The 18,496-nt window shown below is 38.7% G+C and carries 29 protein-coding genes and 1 rRNA gene; 2 read left to right on the top strand and 28 right to left on the bottom strand.

Features of this window, described 5'->3' with window-relative positions; translation table 11 throughout:
* Positions 1 to 91 (bottom strand): 16S ribosomal RNA (locus DS031_RS20560); the annotation flags it as partial.
* 260 nt (positions 92 to 351) lie between these two features.
* Positions 352 to 570, bottom strand: coding sequence for a hypothetical protein (locus DS031_RS20555; RefSeq protein ID WP_113808076.1), 219 nt, complete (start codon positions 568 to 570; stop codon positions 352 to 354).
* Positions 571 to 718: 148 nt separating this feature from the next.
* Here DS031_RS20555 and pdaB point away from each other — a divergent pair, with 148 nt between their 5' ends.
* A complete protein-coding gene (gene pdaB, locus DS031_RS20550) occupies positions 719 to 1,480 on the top strand; it encodes a polysaccharide deacetylase family sporulation protein PdaB (RefSeq protein ID WP_113808075.1) in 762 nt (253 codons plus the stop codon).
* Between the two features lie 48 nt (positions 1,481 to 1,528).
* Here pdaB and DS031_RS20545 read toward each other — a convergent pair whose 3' ends face one another.
* Positions 1,529 to 2,116 carry a KinB-signaling pathway activation protein gene (locus tag DS031_RS20545; protein WP_113808074.1) on the bottom strand — a complete coding sequence of 196 codons (588 nt, stop codon included), beginning with the start codon at positions 2,114 to 2,116 and terminating at the stop codon, positions 1,529 to 1,531.
* A 167-nt stretch (positions 2,117 to 2,283) separates the two neighbouring features.
* Here DS031_RS20545 and gerD point away from each other — a divergent pair, with 167 nt between their 5' ends.
* Complete coding sequence (gerD, locus tag DS031_RS20540; protein ID WP_113808073.1) at positions 2,284 to 2,931, top strand: spore germination lipoprotein GerD; 648 nt, start codon at positions 2,284 to 2,286, stop codon at positions 2,929 to 2,931.
* A 22-nt stretch (positions 2,932 to 2,953) separates the two neighbouring features.
* Here gerD and DS031_RS20535 read toward each other — a convergent pair whose 3' ends face one another.
* The 25 genes from DS031_RS20535 to rpsH form a co-directional block, all read right to left on the bottom strand.
* Entirely contained in the window at positions 2,954 to 4,006 is a 1,053-nt protein-coding gene (locus tag DS031_RS20535) for an Mrp/NBP35 family ATP-binding protein (RefSeq protein WP_113808072.1), read from the bottom strand.
* Between the two features lie 80 nt (positions 4,007 to 4,086).
* Positions 4,087 to 4,803, bottom strand: coding sequence for an N-acetylmuramoyl-L-alanine amidase CwlD (gene cwlD, locus DS031_RS20530; RefSeq protein WP_113808071.1), 717 nt, complete (start codon positions 4,801 to 4,803; stop codon positions 4,087 to 4,089).
* A gap of 97 nt (positions 4,804 to 4,900) precedes the next feature.
* A complete protein-coding gene (locus DS031_RS20525; protein ID WP_113808070.1) occupies positions 4,901 to 5,338 on the bottom strand; it encodes a DUF2521 family protein in 438 nt (145 codons plus the stop codon).
* Between the two features lie 159 nt (positions 5,339 to 5,497).
* Positions 5,498 to 5,890 (bottom strand): 30S ribosomal protein S9, encoded by a 393-nt coding sequence (rpsI, locus tag DS031_RS20520; protein ID WP_113808069.1) that lies wholly within the window; start codon positions 5,888 to 5,890, stop codon positions 5,498 to 5,500.
* 20 nt (positions 5,891 to 5,910) lie between these two features.
* Complete coding sequence (rplM, locus tag DS031_RS20515; RefSeq protein ID WP_113808068.1) at positions 5,911 to 6,348, bottom strand: 50S ribosomal protein L13; 438 nt, start codon at positions 6,346 to 6,348, stop codon at positions 5,911 to 5,913.
* Between the two features lie 156 nt (positions 6,349 to 6,504).
* The gene (gene truA, locus DS031_RS20510; protein ID WP_113808067.1) at positions 6,505 to 7,245 is read right to left on the bottom strand and encodes a tRNA pseudouridine(38-40) synthase TruA; all 741 of its coding nucleotides are present in this window, start codon (positions 7,243 to 7,245) and stop codon (positions 6,505 to 6,507) included.
* A 14-nt stretch (positions 7,246 to 7,259) separates the two neighbouring features.
* Positions 7,260 to 8,057 (bottom strand): energy-coupling factor transporter transmembrane component T family protein, encoded by a 798-nt coding sequence (locus tag DS031_RS20505; protein ID WP_113808066.1) that lies wholly within the window; start codon positions 8,055 to 8,057, stop codon positions 7,260 to 7,262.
* Entirely contained in the window at positions 8,054 to 8,932 is an 879-nt protein-coding gene (locus DS031_RS20500; protein ID WP_113808065.1) for an energy-coupling factor ABC transporter ATP-binding protein, read from the bottom strand. The genes DS031_RS20505 and DS031_RS20500 overlap by 4 nt, the downstream gene beginning before the upstream one ends.
* Positions 8,908 to 9,747, bottom strand: a complete 840-nt coding sequence (locus DS031_RS20495; RefSeq protein WP_113808064.1) for an energy-coupling factor ABC transporter ATP-binding protein — start codon at positions 9,745 to 9,747, stop codon at positions 8,908 to 8,910. The genes DS031_RS20500 and DS031_RS20495 overlap by 25 nt, the downstream gene beginning before the upstream one ends.
* A 321-nt stretch (positions 9,748 to 10,068) precedes the next feature.
* The gene (rplQ, locus tag DS031_RS20490; RefSeq protein WP_113808063.1) at positions 10,069 to 10,431 is read right to left on the bottom strand and encodes a 50S ribosomal protein L17; all 363 of its coding nucleotides are present in this window, start codon (positions 10,429 to 10,431) and stop codon (positions 10,069 to 10,071) included.
* A 37-nt stretch (positions 10,432 to 10,468) separates the two neighbouring features.
* On the bottom strand, positions 10,469 to 11,413 hold the full coding sequence (locus tag DS031_RS20485; RefSeq protein ID WP_113808062.1) for a DNA-directed RNA polymerase subunit alpha: 945 nt from the start codon (positions 11,411 to 11,413) through the stop codon (positions 10,469 to 10,471).
* 226 nt (positions 11,414 to 11,639) lie between these two features.
* Positions 11,640 to 12,035, bottom strand: coding sequence for a 30S ribosomal protein S11 (gene rpsK / locus DS031_RS20480; protein WP_113808061.1), 396 nt, complete (start codon positions 12,033 to 12,035; stop codon positions 11,640 to 11,642).
* Positions 12,036 to 12,049: 14 nt separating this feature from the next.
* A complete protein-coding gene (gene rpsM / locus DS031_RS20475) occupies positions 12,050 to 12,415 on the bottom strand; it encodes a 30S ribosomal protein S13 (protein WP_113808060.1) in 366 nt (121 codons plus the stop codon).
* Positions 12,416 to 12,434: 19 nt separating this feature from the next.
* On the bottom strand, positions 12,435 to 12,548 hold the full coding sequence (gene rpmJ, locus DS031_RS20470) for a 50S ribosomal protein L36 (protein ID WP_003156543.1): 114 nt from the start codon (positions 12,546 to 12,548) through the stop codon (positions 12,435 to 12,437).
* Positions 12,549 to 12,585: 37 nt separating this feature from the next.
* Positions 12,586 to 12,804 carry a translation initiation factor IF-1 gene (infA, locus tag DS031_RS20465; RefSeq protein ID WP_113808059.1) on the bottom strand — a complete coding sequence of 73 codons (219 nt, stop codon included), beginning with the start codon at positions 12,802 to 12,804 and terminating at the stop codon, positions 12,586 to 12,588.
* Positions 12,797 to 13,117, bottom strand: a complete 321-nt coding sequence (locus DS031_RS20460) for a KOW domain-containing RNA-binding protein (RefSeq protein WP_113808058.1) — start codon at positions 13,115 to 13,117, stop codon at positions 12,797 to 12,799. The genes infA and DS031_RS20460 overlap by 8 nt, the downstream gene beginning before the upstream one ends.
* 16 nt (positions 13,118 to 13,133) lie before the next feature.
* Positions 13,134 to 13,880 (bottom strand): type I methionyl aminopeptidase, encoded by a 747-nt coding sequence (gene map / locus DS031_RS20455; RefSeq protein WP_113808057.1) that lies wholly within the window; start codon positions 13,878 to 13,880, stop codon positions 13,134 to 13,136.
* Positions 13,877 to 14,530 carry an adenylate kinase gene (locus tag DS031_RS20450; protein ID WP_113808056.1) on the bottom strand — a complete coding sequence of 218 codons (654 nt, stop codon included), beginning with the start codon at positions 14,528 to 14,530 and terminating at the stop codon, positions 13,877 to 13,879. Before DS031_RS20450 ends, map begins: the two co-directional genes overlap by 4 nt.
* Positions 14,531 to 14,624: 94 nt before the next feature.
* Positions 14,625 to 15,914 carry a preprotein translocase subunit SecY gene (gene secY / locus DS031_RS20445; protein WP_113808055.1) on the bottom strand — a complete coding sequence of 430 codons (1,290 nt, stop codon included), beginning with the start codon at positions 15,912 to 15,914 and terminating at the stop codon, positions 14,625 to 14,627.
* Positions 15,914 to 16,354 carry a 50S ribosomal protein L15 gene (gene rplO / locus DS031_RS20440; RefSeq protein ID WP_113808054.1) on the bottom strand — a complete coding sequence of 147 codons (441 nt, stop codon included), beginning with the start codon at positions 16,352 to 16,354 and terminating at the stop codon, positions 15,914 to 15,916. Before rplO ends, secY begins: the two co-directional genes overlap by 1 nt.
* Before the next feature lie 32 nt (positions 16,355 to 16,386).
* A complete protein-coding gene (rpmD, locus tag DS031_RS20435; protein ID WP_113808053.1) occupies positions 16,387 to 16,575 on the bottom strand; it encodes a 50S ribosomal protein L30 in 189 nt (62 codons plus the stop codon).
* Positions 16,576 to 16,588: 13 nt separating this feature from the next.
* On the bottom strand, positions 16,589 to 17,089 hold the full coding sequence (rpsE, locus tag DS031_RS20430; protein ID WP_113808052.1) for a 30S ribosomal protein S5: 501 nt from the start codon (positions 17,087 to 17,089) through the stop codon (positions 16,589 to 16,591).
* 20 nt (positions 17,090 to 17,109) lie between these two features.
* On the bottom strand, positions 17,110 to 17,472 hold the full coding sequence (rplR, locus tag DS031_RS20425) for a 50S ribosomal protein L18 (RefSeq protein ID WP_113808051.1): 363 nt from the start codon (positions 17,470 to 17,472) through the stop codon (positions 17,110 to 17,112).
* 32 nt (positions 17,473 to 17,504) lie between these two features.
* A complete protein-coding gene (gene rplF, locus DS031_RS20420) occupies positions 17,505 to 18,041 on the bottom strand; it encodes a 50S ribosomal protein L6 (RefSeq protein WP_113808050.1) in 537 nt (178 codons plus the stop codon).
* 28 nt (positions 18,042 to 18,069) lie between these two features.
* The gene (rpsH, locus tag DS031_RS20415; protein WP_113808049.1) at positions 18,070 to 18,468 is read right to left on the bottom strand and encodes a 30S ribosomal protein S8; all 399 of its coding nucleotides are present in this window, start codon (positions 18,466 to 18,468) and stop codon (positions 18,070 to 18,072) included.
* Positions 18,469 to 18,496 lie beyond the last annotated feature (28 nt).

Below are 18,496 nucleotides of genomic sequence, written 5' to 3'. Positions count from 1 at the left end.
CGAAGGGATCAGTTAGTTTCACGCGCTCGACTTGCATGTATTAGGCACGCCGCCAGCGTTCGTCCTGAGCCAGGATCAAACTCTCAAATTAAGTTTGAATTGCTCAATAGTTGTTGTCGAAAGAATTGCTTCTTTCGGGATATTGCATAAATTCGCTTGGCGTTTTGTTCAGTTTTCAAAGAACAATTATGCTGTTTCTCAACAGCGACTTTATCATCTTATCATGTTGTTTTTTAAAAGTCAACATGTTTTTTAAAAAGTTTTTTTATTAAACCGCCTTGTTTTGGCGACAAGTAATAATATATCATGCATATATTTATAATGCAACCCTTTTTAAATTTTTTTAATAAATTAGCCATTCTTAATTTGTCTCATATATTTTAAACAGTCTTTTGAAGAAGCAAATCGCCGAAACAACCGAAATAAGATTTGATAACGCTCCTCCAAGGCTCGCTTTACAAGATGATTAATACGTGAATCCTGGAGATCAAGAAGGAGCTCTTCCATTTCTTTTTTTAATAAGTACTCCACTTCTTTTATTTCCTGCTGACTGATTAATAATCCAAGCACATTCTCACTCCTCATTTAGGTTTAATGTTCATTATTACCAAAATTTTATTTTTTTATGAAGAAGAACTTTTATTTTTTGAAAACTACTCATGAAGAGAATAAGACGAGCATAAGATGTGACAACGCTATAAACAGGAGGCCTTATTTTATGAACTTCTTTTATACATTAAATGGAAGAAAGCTTAAGCAGCTCCTTATTATTGTTGTAGCCGCTCTTTTTTCAGCAGGGATTTTATATGTTGAACAAGACCAGCTTGCCGTCTTTTCAACAAAGGATGGCCCAAGAGCAATCGACAAAGTAAATACAAAAGAGAAAAAGATTGCCTTAACCTTTGATATTAGTTGGGGAGAAACAAAAGCCATGCCTATTCTGGAGATCTTAAAAAAACACCATTTAAATAAAACGACCTTTTTTTTATCAGGTTCCTGGGTAGAAAAGCATCCTGACATCGCAAAGCGTATTGCAGAAGACGGGCATGAGATTGGTCTCCATGGCTACCGCTATCAAAATTATACGGAGTGGGAAGATGCTAAAGTCCAACAGGATATTTATCTTGCACAAGACGCATTAAAAGATATTACGAAAGAAAACTCCAAGCTTCTTCGTCCTCCTAATGGCAGTTTTAATAAAAGGGTTTTGACTATTTCTGAAAAACTTGGCTATACAATTGTACACTGGAGTATCGACTCAGAAGATTGGAAAAATCCCGGGACTAATCAAATCATTAAGAACGTTACAGAAAACGTAAAAGGCGGAGACATCGTCCTGCTTCATGCTTCAGACTCTGCAAAACAAACTGAAAAAGCGCTTCCTGTTATTATTGATGATCTTAAAAAGCGCGGTTTTTCCTTTGTAACAGTTTCAGAATTAATTGCAGATACAAATACAAAAAGCAAAGAAATCAATTAATCCTTTTTCGTAAAAACCCAGCTTCAAAACGAAGCTGGGTTTTTATAATTATTTTGAAGCTGTACCCGTTAATTTGTGAAGAGTTAACATCTGCCATATGTTTGAAACAATTAAAGGAACAAACATAATCCACACCCATTTTGAATCGTTTGCACGTAAAACAGGGAATAACTCTAAAGTAGTGACCACAGTCATAAAAAAGAGCGCCGGCACAAATGCTTGTTTATTCGTTTGTTTTTGTTTAATAAAAGCTACAATAAGACCAAGTATAAGCAAGAGAAATGGTAAAACTAAATAAGAAAAAATTGTCTCTTCCGCTTTTGCAAATGCTGTATAACGAAAAAAAACTAAATCAAATAATACAAAAGCTACTAATACAAGCTGCACGGCATTCCAAAGCTTCACGGATTTAAATATTCCTAACCCAAAACGATGAATCGTTAAATACGCAAAAAAACCCATTTGGCTAATTAAACTAAAGATAATGGCAACTCCTAAAAACCATACCGCCAACCCGAGCAATGGTACAATGCCTTGATTTAAATCTCCTTTTATCACTAAACCCGTTATCATACCGCTAAGTCCACCAAGAGCTAATGTGGAAAAAAATAAATAAACCCACTTACGAAAGTTCACACCTTCACTTCCTCTAACAAAAATTAAATATTATTTGTTCACTTTCCCTTCTCGATTTTACCAATGCATGCTTTAAAAAGCCAGTCTTCCTTAATAAACCAAGCATATTTTTTTATGTTGTTATTCATATTAAGAGTAAATTATAAATCGTGAAAGGGGCAGAAAAAATGAATTACTGGAAAAAACTGCTCATCTTTTGTTCTTTATTTATTTTCCTTATTGGATGTGCTGCAAATGAAAATCAAGGCAGTCAGCCTAATTATGAAGAAACAAAGAAAATGATTGTTGATATATTGAAAACAGATGATGGCAAAAAAGCAATTCAAGAAATACTTACAGATGAGAAAATAAAACAAGAAATCCTCATGGAGCAAGATTTTGTAAAAGAAACAATTCAAACGACTCTTACATCTGAAGAGGGGAAAAAGTTTTGGGAAGAACAAATGAAAGACCCAAAATTTGTAGAATCCCTAGCTAAAAGCATGCAAAAAGAAAATGAAAAAGTATTAAAAGGTCTTATGAATGATCCTGAATATCAAAAGAAAATGAAAGAAATTTTAAAGGATCCAGAGATGGAAAAACAATTTTTGGATTTAATGAAAAGCACTCAATATCGGGAACAAACTCAAGAGATGATGACTGAAGCTTTACAAAATCCATTGTTTAAAGCAGAAATTGCTGGGCTTTTAGAAAAATTAGCGGAAGAGCAGCAAAAAGCAGCAGAAAGCAGTAAGAAAGAAGAGGGTGGAGAAGAAGAAAAAAGTCAAGAAGAAGGCAGTGAAGAAGAAGGTGGAGGAGAAGCTGGAGGAGAGTAAAGACCCATTTAACAATGGGTCTTTACTTCTCTGTTTTATTAATCACTTTTTTAGCAATTTCTCCGTAAATAGTTCCAATCGGATGTCTTTTTTCATAAACAGATGGCGCAAAAATATCTTCATCCATATACGGCTGGGAAAGAGGGATTTGACCAATTACTTCTGTCGTTAATTCCTCTGCAAGCTTTGAACCGCCACCTTTGCCAAAAACATATTCTTTTTCCCCCGTAAGCTGACTTTCAAAATAGCTCATATTTTCAACAACACCGAGCACTTCATGGTTTGTCTTTAATGCCATTGCTCCTGCTCTTGCTGCAACAAATGCTGCTGTCGGATGAGGGGTTGTGACAATAATTTCTTTTGAAGCTGGGAGCATCGTATGCACATCTAACGCAACATCTCCTGTACCAGGAGGAAGATCAAGCAGTAAATAATCCAACTCCCCCCAGTTAACTTCTGTAAAGAAGTTATTCAGCATTTTACCAAGCATTGGTCCGCGCCAAATGACAGGGGCGTTTTCTTCAACAAAAAAGGCCATTGAAATTACTTTTACACCAAAGCGCTCAACAGGAATAATTTTTTCATCTACCACTTTAGGGCGTTCTTCAATACCCATCATATCCGGAACGCTAAAACCATAAATATCTGCATCAATAAGGCCCACTTTTTTTCCTAAACGCGCTAGTGCTGTCGCCAAGTTAACAGAAACTGTTGACTTTCCTACGCCCCCTTTTCCGCTTGCTACAGCAATAAACATTGTTTTGCTGTTTGGAGAAAGCAGAGATGGACTTTCTTCTTTCTTTGCTTTACCTTGATGTTTTTCAATTTCTGTTTCCATTAACTGCTCAAAACGCAGCCCTACTGACTCTGCTCCTGCTTCTTTTAACACTGAAACAACTTCCTGCTGCAGCTGCATTTGTTCAGGTGTACCTGTTTGTGCTAACGCTAATTTGATACTCACATAATTTTCTTTTACCTTCAGTTCTTTAAGGCCACCTGTATCGATAATACTTTTATGTAGAACAGGATCTTGAATATGTTTTAATAAATCTAATACCTTGTTTTCTGTTATCATTTGGACACCACCTTTACTGTATTCGGTTACAAGTCAAGTATACCATATGAATGCCTGTTCTTTATAAAACAATGACTTTTTTAAGATTGAGGGGGTTCTTCATCTGTATAGTGACGTAAAATCCCTTGATAAATCGATGCCGCGATTTTATTTTGATAATTTTTTGTGTTTAATAACTCTTTTTCAGTTGGATGGGATAAAAAACCTACTTCCACGAGCGCACCGGCTGTTTTTACATTTCGTAACAGATAAACACTGTCCATTTTTTTAGCTAGACGTGCTGTATTTTCTAAATTACGCCTAATTTCATCTTGAATAAACCGTGACACTGTTTCACTTTCTTCATTAGAAGGGTTATAGAACGTTTGGGCCCCACTCCATTTTGGAGAAGGAACAGCATTTAGATGAATACTAATAAACAAATCAACATCTTCTTCATTAATCATTTCTACTCGTTTTCGCAAATCTTCAGCTTTTCGTTTTCGATAACCTTTCGTATCAGCATCAGCTAAATCTGTATCTTTTTCCCTTGTCATCACAACAAGGGCTCCTGATTCTTCTAGGTAATGACGCAGCTTTAAGGAAATATCTAACGCAATATCTTTTTCAATAATATCTCCTTTTCCGACAGCCCCTCCATCCGGCCCTCCATGCCCTGCATCAATTACAATTACTTTTCCTGTTAAAGGTAAACTCCACGTAGACCAAGAATGATCGCTTAAAAACTGATATTTAACGATAATTAAAAATAGGGCAATACCAATTAAAAAAAAGAAAGCTTTTAGATGCTTCTTCATTTCCTTGTCCCCTCCATACCCGTCATCTTAATGAATATATATGGGACAAGGAATTTAAATATGAAAAAAGATATTCTTTAGATTGCAACTTCACTTGTTACTGAAGACGAAGACGACGACGCTTTTGCCCTAGTTCAAAACCTTCAGACCACCATTTGGATATAAAGGACTCACACGCAATCCAAATCGAGTCCTCCATTGGGGTATTGTTCGCATTCCAAAAACGCCAATAATCAAACAAGGTAGAGATAAGAATGTTCTCTTCATTAGTTGAACGCCTTCTTACCACTTCTCTTTCTTCTCCATAATAGCCAAACTTACTGAACTCAGCACCGATTAAATAAGCTTCAATTGCTAAATCGACACAAATATTCTCAAGATCTTCCTGCATTAATAAAGAAGAATTTAAAAAGGGCATAAACGTAAGCTGCACATCTTTGTTGATCTTTGAGAGGGATAACTGCTTTAGCATATTACGCTCGAACTGCATTCGTTTTTTACGTTTTTTTTCATAAAAATTTGTAATCACTTTCATCTTTGCCAATCTCCTCTTTCTTTTGTTTATATTAGTCTCTAACACGGGGCTGTGGCTCATACAAACAAGAGATTGGTAAATTTTTAAAGGGAAATAGAGAAAATTAATAAATAAAAAACCTTGGTTCGCAATGGAACCAAGGTTTTTGTATAAAACGAATTAACGTTTTGAAAACTGAGGTGCACGACGAGCGCCTTTAAGACCGTATTTCTTACGTTCTTTCATACGAGCGTCACGTGTTAAGAATCCAGCAGCTTTTAATGTAGCGCGGTATTCAGGATCTGCTTGAAGAAGCGCACGTGAAACACCATGACGGATCGCACCTGCTTGTCCTGTATATCCACCACCATCAACATTAACAAGAACATCATATGTTCCTTCTGTTTCTGTTGCAGCAAGCGGCTGCTTAACGATAAGCTTTAATGTTTCTAAACCGAAATACTCATCTAATTCACGACCGTTTACAACGATACGACCGTCTCCTGGAACTAAACGTACACGTGCTACTGAATGCTTACGACGTCCAGTACCGTAGTATTGTACTTGTGCCAAAGTAATAACCTCCTTTAAAATTAACCGCGAAGTTCGTAAACTTCTGGTTTTTGTGCTTGATGTGTATGTTCGCTTCCACGATAAACGTGAAGCTTTTTAATCATTTGACGTCCTAGCTTGTTCTTTGGAAGCATACCTTTAACAGCAAGCTCAAGCATTTGCTCTGGACGAGTTGTACGCATTTCTAGAGCCGTTCTAGATTTTAAACCACCTGGATGACCAGAGTGACGGTAGTACATTTTGTCATTGATTTTATTACCTGTTAATTGAATTTCTTCTGCATTAATAATGATTACATTATCTCCAGTATCTACGTGTGGAGTAAATGTTGGTTTATGTTTACCACGTAAGATGGCAGCAACTTCACTCGCTAAACGACCAAGTGTTTGTCCTGACGCATCTACAACATACCATTTACGTTCAACTTCGTTTGCTTTCGCCATATATGTTGTACGCATGATTGTCCCTCCTAATTAGCTAATCTTCTATAATTTTTAATCGTTATTTCAGTATCATTGATCTCTAGATCCGGGGCTGTGGATTTAGAAATACCAAAGAATATAATATAACAGCTGATAGTTTATGTCAAGCGTTTTGGGCTGATTTCAATAAATTTATTCATAAAAAACTTTCCATAGTACAAGCCCTTGTCCTGGTGCTGTTTTTCCTGCTTCAGCACGCGACTTACTTTCAATGACTGCCTTCATTTCTTCAGGCTTTCGCTTTCCTTGCCCAACCTCCAGCAGCGTACCAACAAGAATACGCACCATATTATATAAAAAGCCGCTGCCAATAAAGCGAAAGACAAGTTCATCTTTATCTTCAACAATCTCTGCTTTATAAATCGTTCGTATTTTATCAATAACTTCAGTATTGGCAGCACAAAAAGCTGAAAAATCATGGGTCCCTTCTAAGAAAGCGAGCGCCTTCTGCACTGCTTCTATGTTCAAAGGATGGGACATATGAAAAACATAATTTCTTCTAAACACATCATGATCGGCTGTCTTTAAGACACGATAGCGATATTCTTTTTTAACAGCTGAAAATCGAGCATGAAAATCACTTGAGACATATGAAATATCAAGTATCCGAATATCATCTGGAAGCAGCGCATTTAATGCTTTTTTCCATGCTTTTTCATCAATCACAAGCGGGGAATCAAAATGAATCACTTGCCCTACAGCATGAACACCAGCATCCGTTCGCCCTGAAGCATGTATACGGATTACTTCCCCTTTATGCATTTTTTGCAATACAGCTTCCACTTCGCATTGAATGGTTCTTGCATTAGGCTGAACTTGATAGCCTGAAAAATTCGTTCCATCGTAAGAAATCAGCGCTTTAAGACGTCTCATAAAAGAACTCTCCTTTATCCCCGGAATAAAACAAGCAGAACAGTAAGAACAACAATGAAAAAGATAAGAAAACTATCTTTCATTCCCCACTGTAAAAGCCGCAGTTTTGTCCTTCCTTCTCCGCCTTTATATCCTCTTGCTTCCATTGCTAGCGCTAGGTCTTCTGCACGCTTAAAAGCACTTATAAATAAGGGAACAAGAAGCGGCAAAATCGCCTTGGCCCGGTCCTTTAAAGGGCCACCTGTAAATGCAACCCCTCTAGCAGATTGGGCCTTCATAATTTTTTCTGTTTCTTCTAACAATGTCGGAATAAAGCGAAGAGATATAGACATCATGAGCGCAAATTCATGTACAGGAAGTCCAAACCTTTTAAAAGGTGAAAGCAAACTTTCAAGCCCATCTGTAATATCAATCGGTGTTGTTGTTAATGTTAAGAGAGATGTGAATAAAATTAAAAATAATAACCGAAATGAAATGAATGCCCCCTGCACAAGTCCCTCTTCATAAATGGTAAAGAAGCTGCTCTCATACACGACCGGTCCCTCTTTTGTCATGATAAGATGAAGAATAAAGGTAAATAAAATAATAATGAAAATTGGCTTTAAACCATTGAGTAGAAAACGCAGCGGTACTTGACTTAAAAGAATAGAAAACAGTGTAAAACTACCCAATATCCCATAAGAAAGCCAACTATTTGCTAGAAACACAATGAGAACAAATAAAAAGACGGCGATCAGTTTTGCTCGTGGATCTAAGCGGTGGACAGGGGATGTTCCAGGTACATACTGACCAATGATGACGTTTTGAATCATCCTTTTATCCCCTCTTTCTCTTTTTTCAGAAGTGATGCAATTTCATCAGCAAGTGCTTCCATTGTATAAACGTTTTTTGATACCTTTACACCAAATTTCCGTTCAATCTTAAGGGAAAATTCAACTGTTTCAGGTACATCTAATCCGAGAGAACGAATGCTTTCTGGTTCAGCAAAAACTTCTTCCGGATTTCCCTCCATATGAACAGTCCCTTTTTCCATAACCACAATTTTATCCGCATATCTCGCCGCATCTTCCATACTATGAGTAACGAGAATCGTTGTTAAACCTTTTTCTTTATGAAGCTTTGAAAACAGTTCCATGATTTCAACCCGGCCCCGGGGATCTAATCCCGCTGTTGGCTCATCTAGAATAAGCACTTGAGGGTCCATAGCAAGCACACCAGCAATCGCGACACGGCGCATTTGTCCGCCGCTTAAGTCAAATGGTGATTTTTGAAGAACCTCTGTGGGAAGTCCTACAATTTCCGCCACTTCTTTCGCTCGCTTTTTTGCTGCACCTTCACTCACGCCAAAATTCATGGGACCAAAACAAATATCTTTTTCCACAGTTTCATCAAAAAGCTGATGTTCAGGGTATTGAAAAACAATTCCTACACGTCTTCGGAGCTCTTTGAGTGCTTTTGCTTTTTTCTTAGCAGTAATCATTGTTTCCCCAATGGTTATGGAACCTTGGGTTGGTTTTAGAAGTCCATTAATATGCTGAATTAATGTTGACTTCCCTGAACCAGTATGCCCAATGAGAGCTAGAAAGGTGCCTGAAGGAATACTTAGGTTAATATCTTGAAGCGCCATTCTTTCAAAAGGTGTATTTGGCATATAACGATGTTCTAAGTTTGAGATTTTAATGTCCATAATGCCTCCACTAATTCCTCTTGGGTTAAATGCTCCTCTTCTAATTGAATGCCTCTTTTTTTAAGACTGTTTTTTAATTTAATTGAAAAGGGCAAATCTAAACCGATCTCCTGCAGCTTTTCCCCTTGTCGAAATACTTCTCTTGGTGTTCCTTCCATCAACAGCTTTCCTTTATTCATAACGATCATTCGATCAGCTTCAGCAGCTTCTTCTAAATCATGGGTAATAGAGATAACAGTAATATTTTCTGTTCGATTGAGTTGGCGTACCACTTCTATCACTTCCTGTCTTCCCATCGGATCAAGCATAGAAGCAGCCTCATCTAATACAATAAGCGACGGTTTTAAAGCAATAATCCCTGCAATTGCTACCCGCTGTTTTTGTCCACCCGAAAGATGGTGCGGCTCTTGATCAAGAAATGCTGTCATCTTTACTTTTTCAATACTCGCCGTGATTCGTTCAATCATTTCTTCACGAGGCACTCCTATATTTTCTAAACCAAAAGCCACATCATCCCTTACCGATGTTCCAACAAACTGATTATCAGGGTTTTGGAATACCATACCAATACGGCGGCGGATCTCCCATATATCATCGCTATTGTTCGTATAAAAACCCTCCACAGCAACTGTGCCTTTTTGGGGTATTAATAAGCCATTCAAGTGCTTAGCAAGCGTTGATTTTCCAGAACCATTATGGCCGACAATCGCAAGCCATTCTCCTTTATAAATGGAGAGGTTAACGCCTTTTAAACTCCAATCAGCATCCTCTTGATAACGGAAGTGGAGATCTTCAATTGTAACAAGTTTTTTCAACGCCGGTTCACTCCCTCACTTCACCTAAGTCCCTTTTATCATACGGCTAACGGTTTATATACACTGCTTTTTTGAAACACAAAGAAAACTTGGCAGACGCCAAGCCTGTTTAAAAAGCATAAGACGCCCGCCTATCGACTATATATTTGAGCCGATAGCGCCTGAAGCTCGATAAAAAAATTAGTGTGTATAAAAAAAGGGCACAGAATCAGCAATTATCGTGATAGCTTCGATCCTGTCCACCCTTTTTAAACCTTCCTGAAAAGCAACCTCCCCGAAAGGTACTCTTTCAGGACTATTTATTTAACTTTAGCGTCTGAATTAAACTAATTCAATAATCGCCATTGGTGCACCGTCTCCACGACGTGGACCAAGTTTATGGATACGTGTGTATCCGCCTTGACGGTCTGCATAACGTGTTGAAATGTCGCTGAATAGCTTTTGAAGTGCATCTTCACCAGTTTCTTCGTTTGCAACTTCATTACGTACAAATGCTGCAGCTTGACGACGTGCGTGAAGATCACCACGTTTACCAAGTGTAATCATTTTATCAACAAACTTACGTAATTCTTTTGCGCGCGCTTCTGTTGTTTCGATACGCTCGTTAATAATTAAGTCTGTTGTTAAGTCACGTAACATCGCTTTACGTTGTGAAGATGTACGACCTAATTTTCTGTATGCCATGTGAGGTCCCTCCTTTTTACTGTTTTTCTATTGAAGACTATTCTTCGTCTCGTAAACCTAAACCAAGTTCCTCAAGCTTCTCTTGAACTTCTTCAAGAGATTTGCGGCCAAGATTACGAACTTTCATCATATCTTCTTCAGATTTTTGAGCAAGCTCTTGAACGGTATTAATACCGGCACGTTTTAAGCAATTATAAGAACGCACTGAAAGATCAAGCTCTTCAATCGTCATTTCAAGCACTTTCTCTTTTTGGTCTTCTTCTTTCTCAACCATAATCTCTGCTTTTTGTGCTTGATCAGTTAAACCGACAAAAATATTTAAATGCTCTGTTACAATTTTTGCTCCTAAGGAAACAGCCTCTTCAGGGCGAATACTTCCATCTGTCCACACATCGAGGGTTAGTTTATCATAGTTTGTTACTTGTCCGACACGAGTATTTTCAACTTGATAATTAACACGGGAAACAGGTGTATAAATGGAATCAATTGGGATAACCCCGATTGGTAAATCTTCATGCTTATTTCCTTCAGCTGGAACATACCCTCTACCACGCTTTGCTGTTAACTTCATACGAAGATGTGCATCAGCAGCTAACGTCGCAATATGAAGATCAGGATTTAAAACCTCAACATCACTGTCATGGGTAATATCAGCAGCCGTAACTTTGCCTTCACCTTGAACATCAATTTCTAATGTTTTTTCTTCATCAGAATAGATCTTCATCGCCAGCTTTTTTAAATTCAAAATGATTGTTGTTACATCTTCTACAACGCCATCAATGGTTGAAAACTCATGCAAAACATGGTCGATGTGTACAGTAGTGACAGCAGCACCAGGTAGAGAGGATAACAGAATACGACGTAAGGAGTTCCCTAACGTAGTGCCATATCCACGCTCTAATGGTTCTACGACAAATTTCCCGTATGTTGCATCATCGCTGATTTCAACCGCTTCAATTTTTGGTTTTTCGATCTCGATCATTCAACAAACCCTCCTTCAAAACGTCAAACCTCGGTTAGACGACATTGTCTAACCGAAATTTCTCATTAGGCGGTTCCTGACAGTGCATAACCTTATAGGATTCGCAACAACAAGAACATTTTATACATAATCATTATAGACATGTTTGACTAAACTATACTATCCCCGAACATTAAATTTTAAGCTTAGTCTCAATGCCTATTTATTATATTATTTAAACACCCGATTAAACGCGACGACGTTTTGGCGGACGGCAACCATTATGAGGAACTGGTGTAACGTCACGAATTGCTGTTACTTCAAGACCTACAGCTTGAAGAGAACGAATCGCAGCTTCACGTCCAGCACCAGGGCCTTTTACAGAAACTTCGATTGTTTTCATACCGTGCTCCATTGCTGTTTTACCAGCTGTTTCAGCAGCCATTTGTGCCGCAAATGGAGTAGACTTACGAGAACCTTTAAAACCTAAGTGACCAGAAGTAGCCCATGAAACTGCATTACCATGAGTATCTGTAATCGTAACGATTGTGTTGTTGAATGTTGAACGGATATGTGCAATACCAGCTTCAATATTCTTTTTGACACGACGTTTACGTGTATTCGTTTTACGTTGCTTTGCCATTTAATGAACCTCCCTTACTTTTTCTTGTTCGCTACAGTACGACGAGGACCTTTACGAGTACGAGAGTTGTTTTTCGTATTTTGTCCACGAACTGGTAAACCACGACGGTGGCGGATTCCACGATAAGATCCGATTTCAATTAGACGTTTGATGTTAAGAGATATTTCACGACGAAGGTCACCTTCAACTTTATATCCATTAACAACTTCACGAATACGACCAAGTTCTTCTTCTGTTAAATCGCGTACACGCGTATTTTCAGAAACGTTTGCTGCCGCAAGAACTTCCTTCGCACGAGTTTGACCGATACCATAAACATATGTTAATGATACAACGATACGCTTGTCACGAGGAATATCTACACCTGCAATACGAGCCATGCCAGCACCTCCTTATTAATTAACCTTGTTTTTGTTTATGTTTTGGATTTTCGCAAATTACCATTACTTTACCTTTACGACGAATAACTTTACATTTTTCGCAAATAGGTTTAACAGATGGTCTAACTTTCATTATTTTAACCCTCCTTGAGTGTACGGAGTTAAATCGATTATTTATAACGATACGTGATACGTCCACGTGATAAGTCGTATGGAGATAATTCAACCGTCACCTTGTCACCAGGTAAAATCCGAATATAGTGCATGCGAATCTTCCCAGAAACATGAGCAAGGATTTTATGACCATTTTCAAGTTCTACTCGAAACATGGCATTTGGCAAAGGCTCAATGACAGTACCTTCCATTTCAATTACGTCTTCCTTAGCCATCGATTTGCTCTCCCTTCTTTCGATCAATGACTGAGTCATTTAGAAATTTTGTTAGTGCAAAGCGCAACTTCCCATTTGTAACGCGAGTAGTCTCTTCCATGCTGTTTTTCACCTCTGGAGAGATATAATTAATCAACTCTAAATGATGAATATTTTTCTTCTTGGCACGATCAAACTTTCGTTTATCGCCATCTGCGATAAGAACAAAGCGTTCATCAATAAGACCAACAATAATGCTGTACTGATCAACTTCACGCCCACGAAGAACACGCACGATTTGACCTATTTGGGGAGTTGATTCAGAGTCACTCACGAACCATCACCTTCACTTAGGGTTTCGTTAAAATTTCATAACCGTCTTCTGTAATCGCTACGGTGTGCTCAAAATGAGCGCAGCGTTTACTATCGGTTGTAACCACAGTCCAATTGTCTGCCAGTGTTCTTACATAGCGCGATCCTGCATTTACCATTGGTTCAATTGCAAGGACCATGCCTGGCTTTAATCTTGGTCCTTTTCCAGGAGGTCCGAAGTGAGGAATTTGCGGATCTTCATGAAGTTCTTGACCAACTCCATGCCCAACATATTCACGCACAATCGAAAACCCTTCTGCTTCTGCAAAGACTTGAATCGCATGTGAAATATTTGACAAACGTTCACCTGGTTTTACTTCTTTTATCCCAAGATATAATGATTCTTCTGTTACATCAAGCAAGCGCTGATCTTCATCCGAAATCTTACCTACAGGATATGTCCAAGCTGAGTCACCATGATAGCCATTATATTTTGCACCGATATCAATGCTGATAATATCGCCTTCTTTTAAAACACGATCACCAGGAATCCCATGCACGAGTTCTTCATTAACTGATGCACAAATGCTTCCGGTAAAACCATTATAACCTTTAAAAGAAGGAATCGCATCTTTTGATCGGATAAACTGTTCAGCAATTTTGTCTAGTTCTAGTGTTGTAATACCAGGTTTAATATGTTTTTGCAGCTCTTGGTGAGTTAGCGCAACAATTCGACCTGCCTCGCGCATGATTTCAATCTCACGCGGTGTTTTACAAATTATCATTTAGTAAGACCTCCAAGAAGTCGGTCAATGTCTTTAAAGACATCATTGATGTCTTGATCACCAGAAATGTTTTGCAGGTAACCTTTTTCCTCGTAGAAATCAAGAAGCGGCTGCTGCTGCTTAATATTCACTTCTAAACGAGTGCCAACGGTTTTTTCATTATCATCTTCACGTTGATAAAGTTCCCCGCCGCATTTATCACAAACGCCTTCCTCTTTTGGAGGATTAAAGACTACATGATAAGTGGCACCGCAATTACGGCATACTCGGCGACCTGTTAAACGTTCCATTAATTTGTTACGATCGACATTAATATTGATTACATAATCAATTGTTCGATTCATTTCAGATAAGATGTTTTCAAGTTCTTCAGCTTGTGCCACTGTACGTGGAAAACCATCAAGTAAAAAACCTTCCTTACAATCATCTTTACCCAAACGCTCGCGAACGATACCAATCGTTACTTCATCCGGAACTAAATTTCCCGCATCAATATATTCTTTTGCTTTCTTTCCAAGTGGTGTTTCACCTTTAATTGCTGCACGGAACATATCTCCAGTCGAGATATGAGGGATACCATATTTTTCAACAATCTTTTCTGCTTGGGTTCCTTTACCTGCACCCGGTAGTCCCATTAATACTAGATCCATCAAATCCCTCCATAGGTCAAACTCGCCTTTTAGGGTAAAGGGAAGACCACTCTCCCCTATTGTTAAATTAGTAATAATTTAACGAAAATTACCCTTATTTAATAAAACCTTTATAATGGCGCTTGATCAATTGGCTTTCAATTTGTTTCATTGTATCAAGTGCCACTCCAACTACGATCAGCAAACTTGTTCCGCCAATTTGTACAGACGGAGGCAGGTTGGCAAGTGTGGTGAAGAAGATTGGAATGACAGATACAACTGCTAAGAAAATTGAACCGACAAACGTCAGACGGTATAAAATACGAGTAATATATACTTGCGTATTTTTCCCTGGACGAATACCCGGAATATAGCCGCCTTGCTTCTTCAAGTTTTCTGCCATTTGTTCTGGATTCACTTGAATGAACGTATAGAAATACGTAAAAGCAATGATTAGTGCTGCATATATTACCATTCCAATAGGTTCCCGATAATCAAAGATTTTTTGGATCCAATTTGTAACATCATTGCTTCCAAAAAATCCTGCAATCGTTGGCGGAGTAATGATTAGTGATATCGCAAAGATGACTGGAATAACGCCGGCAGCATTTACTTTTAATGGTAAGTGTGTCGATTGTCCGCCAACTGCCTTCTGATTCACTACTCGCTTTGCATACTGAATAGGAATTTTACGAAGTGCTTGCTGAACAAAAATGACACCAATCACTATTGCTAATACTGCAACCAACAATATAAGGACAGTAACAATGCTTAAGAATAATGTATCTTCTGCATTCGTAAACTTTTGTAAATATACTTGGTTTACGCCACTTGGAATGGCAGCAACAATCCCAGCAAAGATTAAAATTGAAATCCCGTTTCCAACACCATGTGCTGTAATTTGCTCACCAAGCCACATTAAAAATGCCGTTCCAGCAGTCAGAACAAGCGCAATTAAGAAGTAAGAGAAAATGTTTGGGTTCGGAATAAGTCCTGGAAACAAGTTGTTGAATCCGATCGATAATCCAATCGCCTGAATAAATCCAAGCACAATTGTACCATACCTTGTAAATTGTGCTAGTTTACGACGCCCAACTTCACCTTGCTTCGCCCATTCAGCAAACTTTGGTACCACATCCATCTGCAAAAGCTGCACGATAATGGATGCGGTGATATACGGCATAATTCCCATTGCAAAAATCGAGAAGTTTTGAAGTGCACCACCACCAAACGTGTTGAGTACACCAAACAAACTCATTTCATTCTCGAACTGCAATACTTGTCGATTGACACCAGGCACTGGAATAAATGTCCCAAGCCTGAATACAACAAGCATTAAGAGAGTGAAGATAATCTTGCTTCGCAAATCACTCACTCGCCAAATATTGGAGAATGCACGGAACATTAGATCACCTCTACATTTCCGCCTGCCGCTTCAATAGCTTCTTGAGCAGAAGCAGAAAACTTATGAGCTTTAACAGTTAACTTCTTTTCAAGTTTACCATTTCCTAGAACTTTAACGCCATCATTAAGCTTGCTTACGACTTTGTTTTCTAGTAAAAGTTCAGGAGTGATCTCTGTACCATCTTCAAAACGGTTTAATGTCTCTACATTTACGATCGCATACTCTTTGCGGTTAATGTTTGTAAAGCCGCGTTTAGGTAAACGACGATATAGAGGCATTTGTCCACCTTCGAATCCAGGGCGTACACCGCCGCCAGAACGAGCGTTTTGACCTTTATGACCTTTACCAGATGTTTTACCATTTCCAGAACCTGTTCCACGACCCACACGATTACGTGTTTTACGAGAACCTTCTGCTGGTTTTAAATCATGAAGTTTCATAGGGGCACCTCCTTATAATTAAAATTTATCTATTATGCTTCGATTTCTTTTACAGTTACAAGGTGAGCTACCTTGTTGATCATACCGCGAATAGCAGCATTATCATTATGAACGACTGTTTGGTTAGTTTTCTTTAACCCAAGTGTCTTTACCGTCACGCGTTGATCTTGTGGACGACCAATAACACTACGTGAGAGGGTGATCTCTAATTTCTTAGCCATATCAATTCCCTCCTTATCCTAGCAATTCTTCAACTGATTTGCCACGTAGTTTTGCAACATCTTCAGCACGTTTAAGATCTTTAAGACCTTCAATTGTAGCACGAACCATGTTGATCGGGTTATTTGAACCTAATGATTTTGATAAGATATCGCCAACACCTGCTAATTCTAATACCGCACGTACAGGTCCACCAGCGATAACTCCAGTACCTTCAACCGCAGGCTTAAGTAACACTTTACCTGCACCAAATCGACCAGTGATTAGGTGAGGAATTGTTGTGTTTACAAGCGGTACTGTAATTAAATTTTTCTTTGCATCTTCTACAGCTTTACGGATTGCTTCAGGAACTTCTTGAGCTTTACCCGTACCAAAACCAACGTGGCCATTTTTATCTCCAACTACAACCACTGCAGCAAAGCGGAAGCGACGTCCACCTTTAACTACTTTTGCTACACGGTTGACCGTAACAACGCGTTCTTCAAGTTCGAGTTTGTTTGGGTCAATATGACGCATTAGTTTCCCTCCTTTGTATCTTAGAATTTAAGACCAGCTTCACGAGCTGCGTCTGCTAATGCTTTTACACGACCATGATATAAGTAACCGCCACGGTCAAATACTACTGCTTCATAGCCTTTTTCAACCGCACGTTTAGCAATTGATTCGCCAACTTTTACAGCTGCTTCAACGTTACCGCCGTTCTCAACGTTTAAATCCTTGTCTGCCGTAGATGCTGCAGCTAATGTAACACCGTTAATGTCATCGATTAGCTGCGCATAGATGTGCTTAGAAGAACGGAACACATTTAAACGAGGACGCTCAGCAGTACCGAAAAGATTGCGGCGCACACGCGCATGTCTTTTTTTACGAGCTTTGTTTTTATCAGCTTTCGTAATCATCCATTGCCACTCCTTTCCGTTCGCTTTACGCGTTATTTACCAGTTTTACCTTCTTTACGACGAACATACTCACCTTCGTAGCGAATACCTTTACCTTTATAAGGTTCAGGTTTACGTACAGCGCGAATGTTTGCAGCAACTGCTCCAACACGCTCTTTATCGATACCTTTTACAATAATTTTTGTATTAGAAGGTACTTCGATATCAATACCTTGTTCAGGAACAATCTCAACAGGGTGAGAGTAACCAGCGCTTATTACAAGTTTGTTACCAGACTTAGTCGCACGATAACCTACCCCGATAAGCTCAAGAGCTCTTTCAAAGCCGTTCGTTACACCTTCTACCATGTTATTTAACAAGCTGCGAGTTGTACCATGCAGGGCACGGTGATTTTTGTTGTCACTTGGACGTTCAACAAGCACTTGATTGTCTTCTACTTTAATTGTGATCTCCGGATCAAAAGAACGAGTTAATTCGCCTTTAGGACCTTTCACTGTAACAGTGTTTTCATTAAGAGTAATTGTTACTCCACTTGGGATCTCAACTGGTTTTAAACCTACACGAGACATTCCTTACACCTCCATTCCGATCGTTATATTACCAGATGTATGCTAATACTTCGCCGCCGACTTGTTGTTGACGAGCTTCTTTATCTGTCATTACACCATTTGAAGTTGAAACAACTGCGATTCCTAACCCACCAAGTACACGTGGTACTTCGTTTGCTTTCGCGTATACACGTAAACCAGGTTTACTAATACGTTTTAGACCAGTAATAACGCGTTCGTTATTTGATCCATACTTTAAGAAAATGCGAATAATACCTTGCTTGCTATCTTCAACGAATTCTACATCGCGTACAAAACCTTCGCGCTTAAGGATTTCAGCAACTTCACGTTTGATTTTAGATGCTGGAACCTCAAGTTTCTCATGGCGAACAGTATTCGCGTTACGAATTCTTGTAAGCATATCTGCAATTGGATCTGTCATGACCATTACTAATTACCTCCTTCCCTAACTCGGG

It is taken from the genome of Bacillus taeanensis (assembly GCF_003318295.1).
GTDB lineage: Bacteria > Bacillota > Bacilli > Bacillales > UBA6769 > Maribacillus > Maribacillus taeanensis.
Note: the sequence above shows the minus strand (reverse complement) of the source record. Positions and strands in the feature narration are given on the sequence as shown.

Coding starts and splice junctions, on each gene's coding strand:
- rplR (WP_113808051.1), bottom strand. CDS start 17,472: ATGATTACGAAAGCTGATAAAAACAAAGCTCGTAAAAAAAGACATGCG.
- rplO (WP_113808054.1), bottom strand. CDS start 16,354: ATGAAACTTCATGATTTAAAACCAGCAGAAGGTTCTCGTAAAACACGT.
- DS031_RS20525 (WP_113808070.1), bottom strand. CDS start 5,338: ATGAAAGTGATTACAAATTTTTATGAAAAAAAACGTAAAAAACGAATG.
- infA (WP_113808059.1), bottom strand. CDS start 12,804: ATGGCTAAGGAAGACGTAATTGAAATGGAAGGTACTGTCATTGAGCCT.
- DS031_RS20535 (WP_113808072.1), bottom strand. CDS start 4,006: ATGATAACAGAAAACAAGGTATTAGATTTATTAAAACATATTCAAGAT.
- rplQ (WP_113808063.1), bottom strand. CDS start 10,431: ATGGCATACAGAAAATTAGGTCGTACATCTTCACAACGTAAAGCGATG.
- rpsM (WP_113808060.1), bottom strand. CDS start 12,415: ATGGCTCGTATTGCAGGTGTAGATATTCCTCGTGACAAGCGTATCGTT.
- rpsK (WP_113808061.1), bottom strand. CDS start 12,035: ATGGCAAAGCAACGTAAAACGAATACACGTAAACGTCGTGTCAAAAAG.
- rplF (WP_113808050.1), bottom strand. CDS start 18,041: ATGTCTCGTGTAGGTTTAAAACCAGTTGAGATCCCAAGTGGAGTAACA.
- cwlD (WP_113808071.1), bottom strand. CDS start 4,803: ATGAAGAAGCATCTAAAAGCTTTCTTTTTTTTAATTGGTATTGCCCTA.
- DS031_RS20505 (WP_113808066.1), bottom strand. CDS start 8,057: ATGATTCAAAACGTCATCATTGGTCAGTATGTACCTGGAACATCCCCT.
- DS031_RS20500 (WP_113808065.1), bottom strand. CDS start 8,932: ATGGACATTAAAATCTCAAACTTAGAACATCGTTATATGCCAAATACA.
- DS031_RS20485 (WP_113808062.1), bottom strand. CDS start 11,413: ATGATCGAGATCGAAAAACCAAAAATTGAAGCGGTTGAAATCAGCGAT.
- map (WP_113808057.1), bottom strand. CDS start 13,880: ATGATAATTTGTAAAACACCGCGTGAGATTGAAATCATGCGCGAGGCA.
- rpsE (WP_113808052.1), bottom strand. CDS start 17,089: ATGCGTCATATTGACCCAAACAAACTCGAACTTGAAGAACGCGTTGTT.
- rpmJ (WP_003156543.1), bottom strand. CDS start 12,548: ATGAAAGTTAGACCATCTGTTAAACCTATTTGCGAAAAATGTAAAGTT.
- rpmD (WP_113808053.1), bottom strand. CDS start 16,575: ATGGCTAAGAAATTAGAGATCACCCTCTCACGTAGTGTTATTGGTCGT.
- secY (WP_113808055.1), bottom strand. CDS start 15,914: ATGTTCCGTGCATTCTCCAATATTTGGCGAGTGAGTGATTTGCGAAGC.
- truA (WP_113808067.1), bottom strand. CDS start 7,245: ATGAGACGTCTTAAAGCGCTGATTTCTTACGATGGAACGAATTTTTCA.
- rplM (WP_113808068.1), bottom strand. CDS start 6,348: ATGCGTACAACATATATGGCGAAAGCAAACGAAGTTGAACGTAAATGG.
- DS031_RS20450 (WP_113808056.1), bottom strand. CDS start 14,530: ATGGATCTAGTATTAATGGGACTACCGGGTGCAGGTAAAGGAACCCAA.
- pdaB (WP_113808075.1), top strand. CDS start 719: ATGAACTTCTTTTATACATTAAATGGAAGAAAGCTTAAGCAGCTCCTT.
- gerD (WP_113808073.1), top strand. CDS start 2,284: ATGAATTACTGGAAAAAACTGCTCATCTTTTGTTCTTTATTTATTTTC.
- rpsH (WP_113808049.1), bottom strand. CDS start 18,468: ATGGTCATGACAGATCCAATTGCAGATATGCTTACAAGAATTCGTAAC.